Source organism: Calothrix sp. NIES-2100, assembly GCF_963875285.1.
In the GTDB taxonomy this organism is placed as follows: domain Bacteria; phylum Cyanobacteriota; class Cyanobacteriia; order Cyanobacteriales; family Nostocaceae; genus Aulosira.
This window is the reverse complement of record NZ_CAWNLA010000001.1, coordinates 1136491-1152573: the sequence shown is the minus strand read 5'-3', so window position 1 is coordinate 1152573 and position 16083 is coordinate 1136491. Positions and strand designations below refer to the sequence as shown.

Genomic DNA, 16083 nt, shown 5'->3' with positions numbered 1-16083 from the left:
TCAAAATATCATGAGTTTTGTTGAAATTGTAGAAAGAATTTCTAACCAAGTTGGCTATGAACTGGAAAGGAGATATGCTCGTCCATCTGTAAAAATTCCTTTTCCTATCAAGCTAAGTTACGCTATCGAATTGTGGTGTAATGAACTGGAGATTTCTAACCATATAAGCAGCTATATCCTTCAAGGATGTCAACTACCTGCTGTAAAAGAATGGACAGAATTTATCTGGCAAGAGGCTATACAAGACAAAAAAACTTGGAAGATACCAATACTAGGTGCTGAATTACCAACATTAATTCAAACTGAAAATCAATTTTATTGTCAGATAAATTTATTTTTACAACGAATGAATATAAGGATTGGACATATGAAAGTTATAGCATTGATTGCCTTTGGTATGACAGCAGTTGGTTATTGGCTCTATAAAACTAATTACCAAAAACAAGTTCAACAAATAAAACAACCTACTTTTAGACAAGAATCTAGACAAAATGAATACGTTTCCAGTTATCCACAGCCTATAGCCCACACAATTACTAAACAGTTTTTAGTTTTAGTAATTTCTGCCTCACAAGCAGATTTTCTTGAATCATTGGAAGCTAAGAGAGCCATTGATATTAATGATGCAGAAAGACTTTATAAATTTACAAAATATTTATGGATAGGTTCTGAAAGTGAATTTAATCAAAAACAAGCTAATCTCAAAAATTATTCAGTGACAGCAGAAAAATCGGAATACGACATTAACTTAGTCTGTCTTGATCTAAAACAAAGTGAAGAAGGGTTTAAACCTAGTATTAATCAACTGGATAGATATGATGCTTTCCGAAAATTACCGGATTTAGTTGTTAATTTCACTATATCCGATAGGCTACAAATGGAAGCATACGAAAATTTTGAAGTTTATAATCGCTAGAAGTAAGAATAAAAATGTTAATAGATACCACTCTTTTAGTTAATAATTCCTGGATTATTAAAGGTTTATTAGATGGCTCGATGAAACGCTATGGTAGCGTTATTCGCTGGGCTGCTGGTACAGAAAATGCAGGTCAAATTATCCGCCATCTAGTAGAAGCACCAGGAGTGACTGATAAAGTAATTAGCGGAGCTAAAGTTATTGGAGAAGGTGTTAATTATTATAAATTGCTAGGTATTGAACAAAGTTTATCCTCAGTAATGGGTTTAAGTCAAATAGCTGCTGGAGCAAGTGTTTTAAATCTTGGTGTTAGTATTCTTGGTTTCGCCTACATGGGCTATAAATTACACCAAATTCAAAAGCAATTAGGTCATCTTCAACAATCTATGGAAGAAGGTTTTGACCGAATTGAAGCAAGCTTATATCGTATTGAGGGTGGTATACAAGAAGGTTTTAGGCAAGTTGGAGCTAGTTTAAATCGTGTTGAGCAACGTTTAGATATTATCTCTGGGCAACTTGGATATCTTTTTTTATTAGTAGAAGATAACCGAAAACAACAACAAAGCCTTGCTAAAGCTATCTCTCATCTTCATCAAGCAATGTTAATTAAAGAGATTGCTGCTTTAAATGCCGAACTTGATGATCGCAAGCGTTTTCCGAATGAATCATCTAGAGAATCTTTAAAAGTCGCCTCTAGAGTACGTTTATTTTTAGCTAACCAAGCTCTACAAGCTACTCCAGAATTAGATGCTGAATTAATGCTCAACACTGATATATCTATTCAAGGATGTGCTGTAGCCACAGCAACGGAAGCGCAGCTTCTTTTAGAAATTGGTCAACATCAAGAAGCTAGAGAATTACTAGCTGTAGAAGTACCAAAATTTCAACAAGTAGCCCAAAGATGGGGTAATGAATTAATTAGTGATGAAAACCCTTATTTATCTACAACTTATCGCTTTAATCATCCTCGGTTTCAAGAGTATATTACTCCTCAAAGAGTTGAAAGAATTATAGAAATTTCTCCCAGCGATCGCATACTATCTCCTGAGGATATTCGCAGTAAAAAGATTCATATTGATGTAGAGTTTGAAATGTCCCATAGCTCGCAGTGGGATGAAGCATGGTTACATCGTCAAATTGCAATAGCTGAATATTTAGATACTCTTAGCGAACTTTCAGCAAGATTAGACGGTTTACAATCTTTTGCTGCCTTATGTGAAAGTAGAAATGTTAGCAGTAGCCGAGATCTCCTACCAGGCTCTAATGCTGCAACAGGGTTGTATGTCTTACCACCTAATGATTAAGCAATTGCAGTTATATCAGTCGGAGTGATATCGGCGATCGCCTCACGAGTTGGCAGTATTTGCTTTTATCGCACATTCAAGACCTGTCAGAATTGGGGAAGCGATCGCTCTTACTGTATGAGTGTAAATGGATGGGTGGTGCGATCGCTCCTCAACATCACTTGCATATATTTTCCTGATTTATTCTGCATCTTCAACTGCACCTAATGCTTTAAGGGTAGCTTTTTCAGCTTCGGTTAAGCCTTTAATACCCGTGATGTTCATGCGTTCATAGGGGCGATCTCTAAGGGTTTTGACACAATCGCCTGTCTTGATATCCCAAAACTTGATTGTGCCATCTCCACTGTTACTAGCAAGAGTTTTACGATCTGGACTAAAAGTAACTGAAGTGATCCAGTTTGTATGCCCCTATAAAATTTTCAGACATTTACCAGTGGGGATATTCCACAGTCTTATAGTGTGGTCAAAGCTACCGCTAGCAAGAGTCTCACCATTATAACTCAACGCAATTGAGTGTACCCCTATACTCTCATGTTGCAAAGTTTTTAAGCATTTCCCACTATTAATATCCCATAACCTTATCATAGGCTCATCACCACTACTGGCGAGAAACTGACCATCTGCGCTGAAGGCAACTGAACGTACCAAATTTGTATGTCCTTTGAAGGTTATTTGGCATGAGCCAGTGTGAATATGCCATAACTTTACTAATTGATCGAAGCCACAACTGGCAAGGAATTGACCGTTTGGACTAAAGGCAATTGATAAGCTCCCACCGTTATTTGCTTGAAAGGTTTTTAAACACTCACCCGTGAAAGTGTTCCAGAGCTTCACAGTGCTGTCACCACTACAACTGGCAAGAAGTTGACCATCTGGACTGAAAGCTACTGAACGTACCCAGTCACTATGCCCCTGCATGATTTTTAGACATTCACCCCTACTAGCGTTCCATAACCTTATTGTTCTATCATTGCCAGCACTAGCAATAGTTTTTCCATCTGAACTAAAAGCTACTGAACGTATCAAGTCAGTTTTTTCTTGCATCACTTTCAAGCATTTACTGGTCTTGATATCCCACAGTTTTACTACTCGATCATTGCCACCGCTAACAAGACTCTGACCATCTGGACTAAAAGCTATTGAACGTACAGCATTGTTATATCCCTGAAAGATTCTAAAACATTCTCCAGTGTTCACATTCCAAAACCTAAGTGTTTGGTCTCTACTACCGCTAGCAAGAGTCTTGCCATCTGAACTAAAAGCTACTGACCAAACCGAACTTGTATGTCCTAGCAATGTTTTAAGGCATTCTCCTGTGTTGATATTCCATAACTTCACCTTTTGATCTCCACCACAACTAGCAAGAGTCTGACCATCTGGACTAAAAGCTACTGAGTTTATCCAAATATTATGCGCGTGTAAAGTTTTAAGGCATTCTCCTGTGTTGATATTCCATAATCTGATTGTTTGATCGCCGCTACCACTAGCAAGTATCTGATTGTCTAGGCTAAAAGCCACTGACTCTACATAACTATTATGCTGAGATAAAATTTTCAGACATTCCCCTGTATGAATATTCCATAATCTGATGGTGTGATCGCCACTGCCACTGGCAAGGGTCTGATTATCTGGACTAAAGGCAACAGAAAGAACAACTTTTGTATGTCCTGTCAGAGTTCTCAAACATTCTCCTGTATGTATATCCCATAGTCTTACTGTTGTGTCAGCACTGCCACTAGCAAGAATTTTGCCATTTGGGCTAAAAGCAACTGAACGTAACCAACTGTTATTTCCCGTGAGAGTCTTTGAGCATTCACCTTTGTGAAAATTCCACAGCTTTATAGTTTGATCGTAACTACCACTAGCAAGAAGTTTGCCATCTGGGCTAAAAGCAACTGACCACACTGCCGTTTGATGTCCTTTAAGAGTTAAAACCTCTTTTCCTGTTGAAACATCCCATAAGTGAACTGTGCCATCTGATTCATGGCCTGTAGCTAGAAGGTTTGAATTTGGGTTAAATGTAACAGATAAAATAGAATCAAATGTTTCAGCAAATACGGAATCTCTTAAACTAGCCTGTGCGAAATTAACATCATGTAGGCTAGCGTAAGTAAAATCAGCACCTTTAATTACCACACGGTTGAAATCTCCCCCTTCTAACGCTACTTTATCAACCTTAATCACTAAAGTCACCGCATTTCCCCCTACATAACCAACTTCATCCTCAGTTTTATTTCGCGTCGCCTCTATAACACCAATAAGAGACTTCTTGTCACCTAACATCGGTAAAAGCAGATCCATCACAGCTTTTGTAAGTGGTGCTTTGCCAAAAGTCTCTCTCAACTTATCCAAAGGCTCACTTCTAAATTCTCTAAGGGGTGCATTCCGCAAAGAGGTTGCCGCAGGCGGTATCGCCCCACTACTTCCATAACGAGAAAAATAACCAGACCAAGTATAATCAATAGCAACTGTACTGCTATCCAAATCTGACTGTGCTTGAGCTAATTCCGTAAAGTCGCTAGCTAATGCCCCCAACTCTGCGGCAAATTTATACGCTACAAAAAATTCTAACAGCGACCTATGCGCGGGAGTATAATCACCATCAGCATTGCGGACAAGCATTGTCTGCGCCATCATGTCATAATGCCAATGGTCTAAATCCTTCTCTTCTTGAACACTAGAACCAAATAAGCGGCGGATACGTTCTGGGAAAAGGCGATAATTCAGGCTCATTTGGTCAGTAGACAGCATTTCCCAGGAGAGTTCGCATAAAAAGTACAGTTTATCTGCCAAGGAAGTAAAAGTACGTTCTGCTTTGATGTCCCGTTCCATCTTGCGCCGTACTGCGTAGAGATAAACCCGTGACATATCCACAGGTTTACCCGCCTCAATATCTGGCAATGCTTCCAAGATTAAATCTGTCATCACTGGACGACGGGCTAAGTCTAATAATTGCGGATTACTCAAGACTTGTTCAACTGTCGGAGCTTCAGCTTGGTATGACAACACCTGCCGAATTTGCTCATCGTTGAATTTCTCCAATTCCAAGACTTCAAATTGTGGTGTTTCGCCAGTTAATTTTTTAGTAGATGCTTGCAATTCTGCATTGAGTAAAGCGCGTCCTTCCTTCGCCTCTGGGAAATGCTCAGTCCGACAAGTAAGGATAACTTTAGCACCGGGAACTACCACCTTTGCCAGTTCCCAAAAGTTATTAATCATTTGTTGACGGTCAACTTTTGCTGCCATTTCGTCAAAGCCATCGAAAATTAGCAGCAACTTACCCATGCGGTTGAGTTGGTCAAAAACTTCGCTGTTGATGCGGATATTATGTTGGGTAAAAAAGAATCCTGCCAAAACATTTTCTACATTTAAGGCTTTGGCAAAGTCACGCAAGGTAATTACTAAAGGCAGACGGGGACGTTCAACGCCTCGTTTTTGAGCATCGCGGTAACGTTGCAGTGCAGTCCAAGCATAGTGAAAGACAAACCAAGTTTTACCTGTGCCAAATTCTCCCAAAATGGAAATATGCTCTTTTGCAGGGTCATCAAGCCACAAGTCAATATATCCATCAATCCAGCCGTCTTCTTCTTCATATCGACTCACCCCAATTTGCCGCTTGGTCACCGGGTCAATTTCTTCTTTTGTACAAGCAAGGGGTACATACTTGGTATCAATTTTTCGGCGTTTGATTTCCGCTTCTAGCCAGTCGAGATAGGCATTAAAGTCAGCATCCAAGTCAATTAGTTCGTCAAAAGTGAAACAATCAAGATGACGATTTGCTTCCTTTTTGACTTCATCCCTGGCGGCGCGGGAAATGCGGCGGGTTGTTACTAACCATCCTTCATCAGTTTTTTGCGCCTCAACTGAAGAACGCAATGCCATGACATCACTCAGTCCAATTTCCCCAGCAACACCACGGATAAGAATGCGGTCATAACTGCGACGTACTGGGATGTGAATTATCCATTCAAAATATTCTTCCGCCCAGATTTCATATTTTTCAAAGTCATAGCCCAAGGTTTCAAACCATCCTCGCATCTGCTGGGCAAGTGCGTAGATGCGAAGCAGCTTGTCGTTAGACATCGCTCTACATTGGTTTTCGGTTACACTTGGGGGTAGTGCAGGATAATTATCTACTGCCAACCTTGCTATTTCTGTGCGAATTCCCTCCAGCGTCGGCAATCTTTCCAGTTGTTCTTGGATACTTGCAATCCTTTTATGTAGAGAACCTATTTTCTGGTTCAGCAACACATCCGCAGGTGTGCGAGTGCGTTTAGCAACTTCGATAAATACTGTCGCAAATTCAGCTACTTCTCGCCTGATATCAAGTTCCAAACTTCTGATGTCATCACCCAAGGTATAGGTATCTAGAAAAACATCAACTTCAGAAAGGAGAATTGAGGGATTATTGTGGTTTAACGCTGTGCGAAAGGCTTGTTTAATTGCTTCTTGTCGGAATAATTCCAGCAGTGGTTTTGGTTTGCCTACGCCGTATTCTACTAACGCATAGGCGTAAACACCACTAAAATCAGCAGGTGGATGCTCTGGGTCAAGATTAAATTGCTGGAGTAACTTAATTACTGTCTCACTACGCAGAATTTTTTCTTTAATTAAAGGATTGGCGATGCTAGTAATGGCGTTAAAGACCAGATCCAGATTAATCAAATTCATTAGGATACTCCGAAAGCACAGAGCTATCTTGCTAACTAAGGGTTACTTACTATTAGAAATGATATACCGCCAAAAAAAGTTTTATTTTATACTTTCTCAATCATTCTCGAAAAAATACACCTAATCACTGTAATATACTCAAGCTTTGGGATTTTTTGCAGCCATGCATTCATCAGGTAGACAATCGGTGAGGCTGGAAGTGAGCAACCGAATATTAATTTGAGCCTGTCTTCACTGCGATCGCTATCTCAAAAATATATAATGCTTCGTTACTAGTAAAACTCCCTGTAGCATCAGTCAATGGCTAACGAATCCTCAACCATCGTTCAAAAACTCTGGAATTACTGCAACGTCCTCCGCGATGACGGCGTTAGCTACAGTGACTATGTGGAACAGCTTACCTATCTGCTGTTCCTGAAGATGGTCGAAGAACAAAACCAACTTCCCCCACCTTTGGGCAAACGTTCCACCATTCCTACAGAATACAGTTGGGAGGCACTGCGATCGCAAGATGGTGATGCTTTAGAAACCCAGTACCGCCACACCTTAGAAAATCTGGGTAAAGAAAAAGGACTATTGGGCGTTATCTTCCGCAAATCGCAAAACAAAATTCAAGACCCAGCCAAACTCAAGCGACTGGTAGAACTCATCAACTCAGAAACTTGGATTGGTTTAGATATCGATGTCAAAGGGGAAATTTACGAAGGATTGCTGCAAAAGAACGCCGAAGATGTCAAAGGCGGTGCAGGACAGTATTTTACACCGAGGGCATTAATTAAAGCTATTGTCGAAGTCATGCAACCCCAACCAGGACAGCGCATCTGCGATCCTGCTTGCGGTACAGGTGGTTTTTTCTTAGTTGCTAATGACACCATCACCAAAAATTACAAACTCGATAAAGCCCAAAAGCAATTCCTGAAAAATCAAACCTTTAAAGGATTTGATGTTGCTGATGGGGTAGTGCGCCTCTGTGCGATGAATCTGTATTTACACGGCATTGCAGGTGATGAAAGTCCAGTGGAAGCCAAAGATAGCTTGATGGCAGATCCAGGCGATCGCTTTGAATTAGTATTAACAAATCCACCCTTTGGCAAAAAAAGCAGCATCACCGTTTTCAACGACGATGGCAAAGCAGACAAAGAAAAGGTCGTTTATCGCCGTGATGACTTTTGGGCTACCACATCTAACAAACAGCTAAACTTCCTCCAGCACGTCAAAACCCTACTGCAAATCAACGGAAAAGCTGCGGTTGTTGTTCCTGATAACGTCCTGTTTGAAGGTGGTGCTGGTGAAACCATCCGCAAGAAATTACTGCACGAATGCGACGTACATACCTTGCTAAGACTACCAACAGGTATATTCTACGCTCAAGGTGTCAAAGCTAACGTGTTATTCTTTGACCGCAAACCCGCCAGCGCCGATCCCTGGACTAAGAAACTCTGGATTTACGATTTTAGAACCAACCAGCACTTTACTTTGAAGACCAATTCTCTGCGCTACGAAAATTTGCAAGACTTTGTCCAATGCTTTAATGCTCAAAATCGCCAGGAACGCCAGGAAACAGAAAGGTTTCGAGCCTTTAGCTATGAAGAACTGATGCAAAGGGATAAAGTCAGTCTGGATATTTTCTGGCTGAGGGATGAAAGTTTAGAAGACTCTGATAACCTCCCTGCACCGGATGTTTTAGCTTTAGAGATTGCTGAAGATTTAGAAGCAGCCCTGGAACTCTTCCAAAGTATCACCGAGAACTTAGAAGCGAAAACTGTCAGTGAAGTGTAAGTGGATTGGGTGCGGGGGTGATGCTTGAATTTGTAGAGTTTGAGTTAGGAGGTGCGATCGCATCTTTAAATGAAGGTAAACCTGTGATTTCGCGCTGCTTGGACGTGATTTATCAGCAGTTGACTATTAAATTGGCTGATTAAAACTTAAGTCACAAGATATTATGTTGTATGTTATCAGCATCGCTTGCGTCTAATGAAATTGGGTTCGCATTCAAAAAGATTTTGTCAACTCCAGTTAAGTATTATTGCCGGATGCAATAATACTAATGTACTGTTGAATAATGTCAATCAATTCATGACAATGTGATGGTTGAAATGTGAAATCATATAATGCAGCTTAAAGAACTACATGCCACAGTCTGGACTACTTGAACTAGCACATGAAAAGCTTCACTGGCCGACTCCACAACAGATTTTGGAGCCATCGGGTGCTGGGCCTAGTGTTTATGCACAAATCGCTAGGGAAAAATTAGGCAGGACTATCAGCAAGCTTTCAGATGGTCATGGTGTGCAAATAGGAGTGCTGGCTGCAAATCCTCAAGGTGACTCAACAGAAGCACCTATTGCTCTGGTGTGCGACTTTCAAAACGAAGTATCAGAAGACACATTAAGAAAAACCTATAGACTTGCTTGGAGTTTTTCTCGTACACCATCATTAATTACAGCAGAACCTAACCGATTAAGAATTTGGACGTGCTACGAAGAACCACCAACAGCAGAAGATATTATCCATCCAGTAATTGAAGTTTCTAGACAAGAACTTCAATTATTCAATCAGCCTTCTCTTTCAGTACAAGCCGCTGAAACGCTGCGCCTACACTGGGCTGATTTGGTATCAGGTCAATTTTTCCAAGAACATAGCCAGCGATTTCAACGAAGCCAAGCCGCTGACCAGATGCTATTGAGAAACCTGAAAAGTGTTCGGCAGAAACTTCAACAAAATGAACTTGATGATAATACAATTCATGATTTATTAGCAAGAATTATTTTTATTCAATTCCTTTTTGATCGCCAAGATTCTGAAGGAAATCCTGGTCTAAATACAAACTTACTTGATCATTTATATAGGATTGGAGAATTATCAGCTAGATACTCTAATTTGCCTGAGATATTAAGAAATAATAGAGATATTTATAAATTTTTCCGTTGGCTCAATGGTAAGTTCAATGGTGATTTATTCCCAGGTAAAGGAGCTACCGAAGAAGAACGTGAAGCGGAATGGCAAACAGAAGAAGACAAAGTAAAAGATAATCATCTCAATATACTTGCTGATTTCGTCAGTGGTGATGTAGATATGGAAAGTGGACAAATAAGCCTTTGGCCATATTACCACTTTGACGTTATACCTTTAGATTTTATTAGCAGTATATATGAAGAATTTGTAAGTAAGGAATCTGGTACAGGAATTCATTACACACCAGAACACATAGTTGATTTTGTACTAGATGGTGTTTTACCTTGGGATAGTCAGGAATGGGATATCAAGATTCTTGATCCTGCTTGTGGTTCAGGAATTTTTCTCGTAAAAGCATTCCAGCGGTTAATTTATAGATGGGAACAAGCTCATGCAAAAACAATTAAGCCGAGCGATTTAAAATATTTACTAGAAAATAATTTATTTGGTGTTGATGTAGATACTCAAGCAGTAAGAGTAGCTTCTTTTAGTCTCTATCTAACTATGCTTGATAAAGTTCAGCCTCAAGATTATTGGGAGAATGAGTTTCGCTTTCCCCGATTGCGTGAACGTCAATTAGTAGCTGCTGATTTTTTTCATGAAGATAAAGAAGGTTTTCGTTCGATTCAAGATGCAAATAAATATGATTTAGTTGTTGGTAATGCACCTTGGGGTGAAAAAAGTATGACCCCATTAGCGAAGTTATGGGCTGAAAAAAATAAGTGGAAAAGTTCTTATACAAATATTGGCCCATTATTTTTACCAAAAGCCGCTGCTTTAACCAAAGCAGGTGGACAAGTAGCAATGATTCAGCCTGCACTTGCTTTAATCTTTAATCAGGTTAGCACTGCTCAAGAATTCCGAGCTAGGCTTTTTTCAGAGTTCAAAATTAATGAGATTGTTAACCTATCTACATTGCGTTTTGGACTTTTCAAAGATGCTATTTCTCCAGCTTGTATCATTACCATTTCAGTAATACCTCCTGATGGTGAGCCTTTGACATACATTTGTCCTAAGCCAGTTATGACTAATGAGGATGACTATCATATAGTCATAGAGCCACATGATATTAATTATATTTACCCACAAGAAGCATTAGCAGATCCTTTAGTTTGGACAGCATTAATGTGGGGAAGCAGACGTGATTTATCTTTAGTTCGTAGATTAAGTAACTACCAAAGCCTTGCAAAACTTGAAGGGCTAAATATTGTTATATCATCCCAAGGAATTATCAGAGGTAGTCGTCAAAAACGTCATACTGCAATTTTAGGAAGACGTATTTTAGAGGCTAAACCATTTACTAAACTATTTCCTGAAGGAACTTGTACTCACTTTGTAGCAAACCAACTACCTATTAATGAAGATCCATATACACACCGTTTAACTAATTTGGCTGCATTTGATTTACCACAATTAATAATTAAACTTAGTTGGTCGAAAAAATCAAGTCGTTTCCAGGTTGCTATCACTGAATCAGAACCACTAAATAATCAAGGTATTATATGTTCTGGTAGCTACATCAGTGTACATACTTCTGAAGAAAACAATTTCATCTTAGAAGCAGCTTGTCTTAGCTATAAAAGTAAGCTAGCTGTGTATTATCTGTTTCTTTCAAATGGCCGTTTTGCGTCATATATTCCTGAGGTAAAACCAAGTGATTTATTACGTATGCCAATACCTGAAGCTCAGGTAGGAGTATTGGAGAACATAAAAACAATTGATGATATAGATGAGCGTATACGCCAAGCTTTTGAATTCAAAGATAGTGAATGGGTGCTAATTAATGATCTATTTAATTACACCTTACCCGACTTTAAAGGAGATACTGCTTCTCCAGGAAGACAAAGAACTCTTCGTAGAGATAATAGTCAATCTCAGAATAATAATGAACCTGTACTTACAGCATACTGCGAGTATTTCTTGCGAGTTCTTCAAGCAGGATTTGGACAAGATAAACAAGTTTGCACCACCATTTTTCAGGAAATAACTAACAATTCTCTCCCTGTTCGCTTAGTCGCAATCTATCTAAATAGACCTGATTGTCATGGTGTACATATTGAACCTATTGACTCTCCTGACTTAATGGAACGCTTGGAGAATTTAAATAAGTTGTATATGAAGAGAGGAAGTATAGAAGATGGTGGCATCTTTTATCAACGTGTTGCGAGGATTTATGATTCTGTTCAATTAAATGGGGTGAATATTCCTACTATTTATTTAATCAAACCTGACAAAATTCGTTACTGGACTCGCTCAATGGCTTTAAGAGATGCTGATGAAGTAGCCGCAGATATCATGATGTCTGCCACATCATTTGATAAAGAATCAGCAGTTATAGGGGATTCATATAGTGGCTAGAAGAGGAAATATTTTTCAAAAGAGGTATCCGAATACAGATGATTTTGTGAAATTAGCAAAAGCATGGAATCCTGATGCTATATCAATTTTGATAAAACTTGTTTGGGAAGGCTATGATAGGCTGACTACTGAGTTTTTATCACAAATTAATTTTGATGGCACAGAGGAGCAGTTAGAAAGGAGTATTACTCAAGCTCTTGGGTGGAGGATTCGTAGGGGTATGACTGGGGACGAACCTTTTGAAGTTCAGCAAGAAGTGTATGAATTTGAAACCAGCAAATCAGCACAAGCTCAACCTCCGCAGTATGATATTGCATTTATTCTCATAGCTAATGACAGAATTATTTGGCCTTTGGAAGCTAAGGTTTTGAAACCAGATCTAGATGTAACTGAATATGTAAAAGAAATAAATAACAATTTTAGGACTTGTAGATATGCTCCATTCTCTAGTGAGGGAGGAATGCTGGGTTATCTTTTTTCTGGTGATTCAAACAAGGCTTTTACCAATATTGCAACCAAAGTACCATGCCCATTAAGCGATCATCCAGATTTTCCAAGTCGGGATCACAAAACCTCAGATCACCAACGGGTAGTTCCATCAGGCAAATCATATCCTGTTGAATTTCGTTGTCACCATTTACTATTAAAAATGATTGCTTCAGTCCCTACTAATACATCTTCAGTATAAAGTCAAAACTCGCTACTGATTAGTTAGTAAACGTAGTAGAACCTTTTCCTCAGCAAGGATTTTCTCACCACAAACTGAATCTTTAGTCATCATTTCTTGAGTACAACATTAATTTACAGTCCCAAGCTCTTCATTAAAGGGACAGCCTAACTATCTTCTACAAACAGAATAACCGATCGCCTCACTTCCCCTTACCAGGCGGTGAAATCGTTCCATCTGCCTGCGCTTGTCTAATCGCTCGTTTGAGAATTAACACCGCCATTTGCGACAAAGAACGCTCCTCTGCATCCGCCAGTTGTTGCAGAGCTTCTTTGTCTTCTTCTTCCATGTAAATACTTAGTGTTACTTTCCCCATGTGGCTATCATCAGCTTTTCTATGTATTTTTATATTAAATCACTAAAAACAAATAAATTTAAATAGAAGTACATAAAATCTATGTATAATTACTGATAAGTCAAAAGCCAGCGCACAACTTTCTCAGGGATGACGCTGGCTTCTGGCTCCCTTTCACAGGAGACATATTCCATGTTAAGACCTGTTTGCCACAAAACGGATCAATACAGAGGTTATCAACAAGCTTTAGATGACTTTGGTATTGCTGAATTATTGGCGAAACTCAGCAATTATTGTGAACAGCAAGAACAAGAAAGTTTAGCAGCATTGTTGATTTCTCAATTAACCCAGAGTATCGATGCTGAAGTGATTGCTAATTATTTGAGTGCAATGGCGCTCAATCGCCAGGATTTACTCCCAAGATTAATTAACCAGAAATTTTCTCCGAGTTCTGTTGATTTACCCGAAGACTTTCCGAATGCAGCAAAGACACCCCGCTTTTTGTACGGCGATAAATTGCGTTGGATTGGTTCTGACACCGATTGGGGAATTGCGATCGGCAGATTTTACAGCTTTGCTCCCCATCTTTGCTGCTGGACTTGGTGCTACCTAATTTGGTTGAGCAAAGATAGCCCCAGTGCCGCTTGGATATCTACCGATATTGCCTGGGAAGAAGATTTAGAACCGCAGGAAGCGGAACCAATGCTATGACTAATCCGCGTCCTTTACAGATACGAGAGCAAAATTTGATTGATCTATATAGCCATTGTCAACTAGGAATGACACCCAAGAATTTTTATGCTAAATGGGATGTCAATCATGAAGCGATCGCTCGGATATGCTCTCGCTCAGTATCAACTGTCCGGCGTTGGTTTTCCAAAGGTCGCAATTATCGCCATCCCATGTCTAGCGATTTACGCCATCTTGCCCTCATGGACTTTCTGCTAGAACACTTTGAGGAGATTCCCGAAGAATTGCTGAAGATACTCTGTTCTCTCAAACGTCATAACTAGGAATCGCAAAGTCAACAAATTTCAATATCATTCTGACATTTTTTTACCAGCCACTCTCAAAGTAGGGTGGCTTTAGTTTTGAGAATGTTTAAGCAACCTTTGTCTATTAATCAACTGCAATTCACCAGCTAAATCATAAGTATTATCAGGAGGGTTTTGTGACCTACATTGAAAAGCTCAATCCTTGGTGTATAGTCCGCCATTTTCCTAGTATGCAACACCAGATAGTTGCTCGTTTTCGCCGTCGGAGTGATGCGGAAGCTCATTCACAAGCTCTACACCAACTGATACCAAATGCAACTTTCTCAATTATTTTCAATCCGGCAGTCGAGCAACCAGAGCAAATTACTCCATAATTCGATTATTCTGGGAGTCAATTTAATTTGTAGCGAATTCTGTTATTTGTTGAAACATAAAATATCCCCCCATGTTACCTTTTTCGAGTAAAGCAGGGGGGATTATTAGTGGCTAAAATTTGAATACTATATTGCACAAACTTAGTAATCAATAGACTTTTGATGCTTGACCATATCGGCAAAAGTCAGAAAACATCGCTGACACCAACCATCCACCCACACTGCTGGAACCTTAAATCTTGCACCACAGTTTGGACATTCTGACAACAAGGATAAATTGTGCCTCGCACATCCTTGTGTCACCTTCAACTGCCATTCAATTTTGTGACAAGGTGATTCAACATAACAAGCAGCACAGAGCCGAATTGGCTCCATTTTCATTCCCACCCCAGCAGGTGGTAACATCTGCGCTAGCCTATCAGCATTAACCCCCACAACCTTAGCCAATGCCTCTAACTGCTGGCGAGAAGGAGGGGGATTAAACCGAAATTTCTCCCAACGTGCGATCACGCCTCCAAGTCCAGCTGCTTTGCCTAATCCAGTAGCAGTTAAATCGTTTGTCCGTCGAAAGCGTCCTAAAAAGTGGCTCAGACTTTCTCCCTCTAAAGGTTCGACTTGAAACAGCCAAGATTGAATCTCTGGGACTTCCATTATTTATACTCTGCTGCTACTTCCTTCAAGGTTTCCAAATCAATCTTTGCTAATCCTTTCTTTAATGCCCGGATTGCTGACTCCCTCAGAATCATATCCAGCAACCCAATGTAACCTCCTGTTGTCTCACCCAAAGTCTTCAGCATCGTCTTACTGGAAAGATTAGAAGCAACTGGCAGTTTTAAAACTTGTTTTTCCCAAATCTCCACAGTTCGCTGAAAATCTTCCCCAGAAAACTTACCAAACCGATGACAGGAACGAAAACGGTTATAAACTTGCTCATCTCGCTTGATTACAGCGTCTAATCTGTCAGTACCCACCAAAATCACTGCAATTTCCAACTTGTCAAAAATATCCCGCACTTCAGCAAAAGTCTTGGGTTTAAAGCGATCAGCTTCATCAATAATCAGCATTTCCACTCCACATCCTTTAAGAACCCGCAGCGTTCTCTCTCTAATCTCTGCTACTGTTCCTTTTGTCATTTGATATTTCAAATGCTCAATAATTGCAGCAAATAACTCCTTCGCACTACACTCTTGAGGTATTTGGATATAAGCAACAGGCACAGTAGGGGGTTTTCCTGGTTCTTGTTTAGGTTTATGCCGGAGTCTGTAGGCATCACAACCCATTGTTTTACCTGTTCTTGACTCTCCCAAAACCCTACCAGATTGGCGTGATTGCCGCTTTCCATCCAACCAGTCATGGAGCATTTTTACTTGTTCTAGAGGGATAAAACTCTTCCGATTCAATCGTTGAATTTCTGCTTGTAGTTTTTCATCATTTACTGGAATATCACCTAATTGTTGGGCAATTGCTTGAGCTTGTTTTGAAGTCATT

General features: G+C 39.8%; 12 protein-coding genes and 1 pseudogene. 9 read left to right on the top strand and 4 right to left on the bottom strand.

What is annotated here, in order from left to right; translation table 11 throughout:
- The first annotated feature begins 10 nt into the window (after positions 1-10).
- Positions 11-916, top strand: a complete 906-nt coding sequence (locus tag AACU32_RS04700) for a hypothetical protein (RefSeq protein WP_096598298.1) — start codon at positions 11-13, stop codon at positions 914-916.
- Between the two features lie 14 nt (positions 917-930).
- A complete protein-coding gene (locus tag AACU32_RS04695; RefSeq protein WP_096598296.1) occupies positions 931-2220 on the top strand; it encodes a hypothetical protein in 1290 nt (429 codons plus the stop codon).
- A gap of 180 nt (positions 2221-2400) precedes the next feature.
- Here the strand turns inward: AACU32_RS04695 and AACU32_RS04690 are convergent.
- A pseudogene (locus AACU32_RS04690) lies at positions 2401-6891 on the bottom strand (NACHT domain-containing protein).
- A 300-nt stretch (positions 6892-7191) separates the two neighbouring features.
- Between AACU32_RS04690 and AACU32_RS04685 the strand changes: the two are divergent.
- From AACU32_RS04685 to AACU32_RS04670, 4 genes are all read left to right on the top strand, one after another.
- Positions 7192-8670, top strand: coding sequence for a type I restriction-modification system subunit M (locus AACU32_RS04685; protein WP_096598294.1), 1479 nt, complete (start codon positions 7192-7194; stop codon positions 8668-8670).
- A gap of 20 nt (positions 8671-8690) precedes the next feature.
- Positions 8691-8813, top strand: coding sequence for a hypothetical protein (locus tag AACU32_RS04680; RefSeq protein ID WP_339377512.1), 123 nt, complete (start codon positions 8691-8693; stop codon positions 8811-8813).
- A 208-nt stretch (positions 8814-9021) separates the two neighbouring features.
- Positions 9022-12204 (top strand): HsdM family class I SAM-dependent methyltransferase, encoded by a 3183-nt coding sequence (locus tag AACU32_RS04675; protein ID WP_096598292.1) that lies wholly within the window; start codon positions 9022-9024, stop codon positions 12202-12204.
- On the top strand, positions 12197-12892 hold the full coding sequence (locus tag AACU32_RS04670; RefSeq protein ID WP_096598290.1) for a hypothetical protein: 696 nt from the start codon (positions 12197-12199) through the stop codon (positions 12890-12892). Before AACU32_RS04675 ends, AACU32_RS04670 begins: the two co-directional genes overlap by 8 nt.
- Before the next feature lie 181 nt (positions 12893-13073).
- On the opposite strand, the gene AACU32_RS04665 is transcribed toward AACU32_RS04670, so the two are convergent.
- Positions 13074-13247 (bottom strand): ribbon-helix-helix domain-containing protein, encoded by a 174-nt coding sequence (locus tag AACU32_RS04665; RefSeq protein WP_071989489.1) that lies wholly within the window; start codon positions 13245-13247, stop codon positions 13074-13076.
- A 171-nt stretch (positions 13248-13418) separates the two neighbouring features.
- Between AACU32_RS04665 and AACU32_RS04660 the strand changes: the two genes are divergently transcribed.
- From AACU32_RS04660 to AACU32_RS04650, 3 genes are all read left to right on the top strand, one after another.
- Positions 13419-13937: a hypothetical protein gene (locus tag AACU32_RS04660; protein ID WP_096598288.1), complete on the top strand. Its 519-nt coding sequence runs from the start codon at positions 13419-13421 to the stop codon at positions 13935-13937.
- Positions 13934-14239: a hypothetical protein gene (locus AACU32_RS04655; protein WP_096598286.1), complete on the top strand. Its 306-nt coding sequence runs from the start codon at positions 13934-13936 to the stop codon at positions 14237-14239. The genes AACU32_RS04660 and AACU32_RS04655 overlap by 4 nt, the downstream gene beginning before the upstream one ends.
- A gap of 158 nt (positions 14240-14397) precedes the next feature.
- Positions 14398-14595 (top strand): hypothetical protein, encoded by a 198-nt coding sequence (locus tag AACU32_RS04650; RefSeq protein WP_096598284.1) that lies wholly within the window; start codon positions 14398-14400, stop codon positions 14593-14595.
- Positions 14596-14736: 141 nt separating this feature from the next.
- Here the strand turns inward: AACU32_RS04650 and AACU32_RS04645 are convergent, their stop codons facing one another.
- Positions 14737-15246, bottom strand: a complete 510-nt coding sequence (locus AACU32_RS04645) for a TniQ family protein (protein WP_096598282.1) — start codon at positions 15244-15246, stop codon at positions 14737-14739.
- Entirely contained in the window at positions 15246-16082 is an 837-nt protein-coding gene (locus tag AACU32_RS04640; protein WP_096598280.1) for a TniB family NTP-binding protein, read from the bottom strand. The genes AACU32_RS04645 and AACU32_RS04640 overlap by 1 nt, the downstream gene beginning before the upstream one ends.
- Between the last annotated feature and the right edge of the window lies 1 nt (position 16083).

Excerpts from the sequence above, each read along its gene's own strand:
- AACU32_RS04700 (WP_096598298.1), top strand. The coding sequence starts at position 11 with ATGAGTTTTGTTGAAATTGTAGAAAGAATTTCTAACCAAGTTGGCTAT.
- AACU32_RS04695 (WP_096598296.1), top strand. The coding sequence starts at position 931 with ATGTTAATAGATACCACTCTTTTAGTTAATAATTCCTGGATTATTAAA.
- AACU32_RS04685 (WP_096598294.1), top strand. The coding sequence starts at position 7,192 with ATGGCTAACGAATCCTCAACCATCGTTCAAAAACTCTGGAATTACTGC.
- AACU32_RS04680 (WP_339377512.1), top strand. The coding sequence starts at position 8,691 with ATGCTTGAATTTGTAGAGTTTGAGTTAGGAGGTGCGATCGCATCTTTA.
- AACU32_RS04675 (WP_096598292.1), top strand. The coding sequence starts at position 9,022 with ATGCCACAGTCTGGACTACTTGAACTAGCACATGAAAAGCTTCACTGG.
- AACU32_RS04665 (WP_071989489.1), bottom strand. The coding sequence starts at position 13,247 with ATGGGGAAAGTAACACTAAGTATTTACATGGAAGAAGAAGACAAAGAA.
- AACU32_RS04660 (WP_096598288.1), top strand. The coding sequence starts at position 13,419 with ATGTTAAGACCTGTTTGCCACAAAACGGATCAATACAGAGGTTATCAA.
- AACU32_RS04655 (WP_096598286.1), top strand. The coding sequence starts at position 13,934 with ATGACTAATCCGCGTCCTTTACAGATACGAGAGCAAAATTTGATTGAT.
- AACU32_RS04645 (WP_096598282.1), bottom strand. The coding sequence starts at position 15,246 with ATGGAAGTCCCAGAGATTCAATCTTGGCTGTTTCAAGTCGAACCTTTA.
- AACU32_RS04640 (WP_096598280.1), bottom strand. The coding sequence starts at position 16,082 with ATGACTTCAAAACAAGCTCAAGCAATTGCCCAACAATTAGGTGATATT.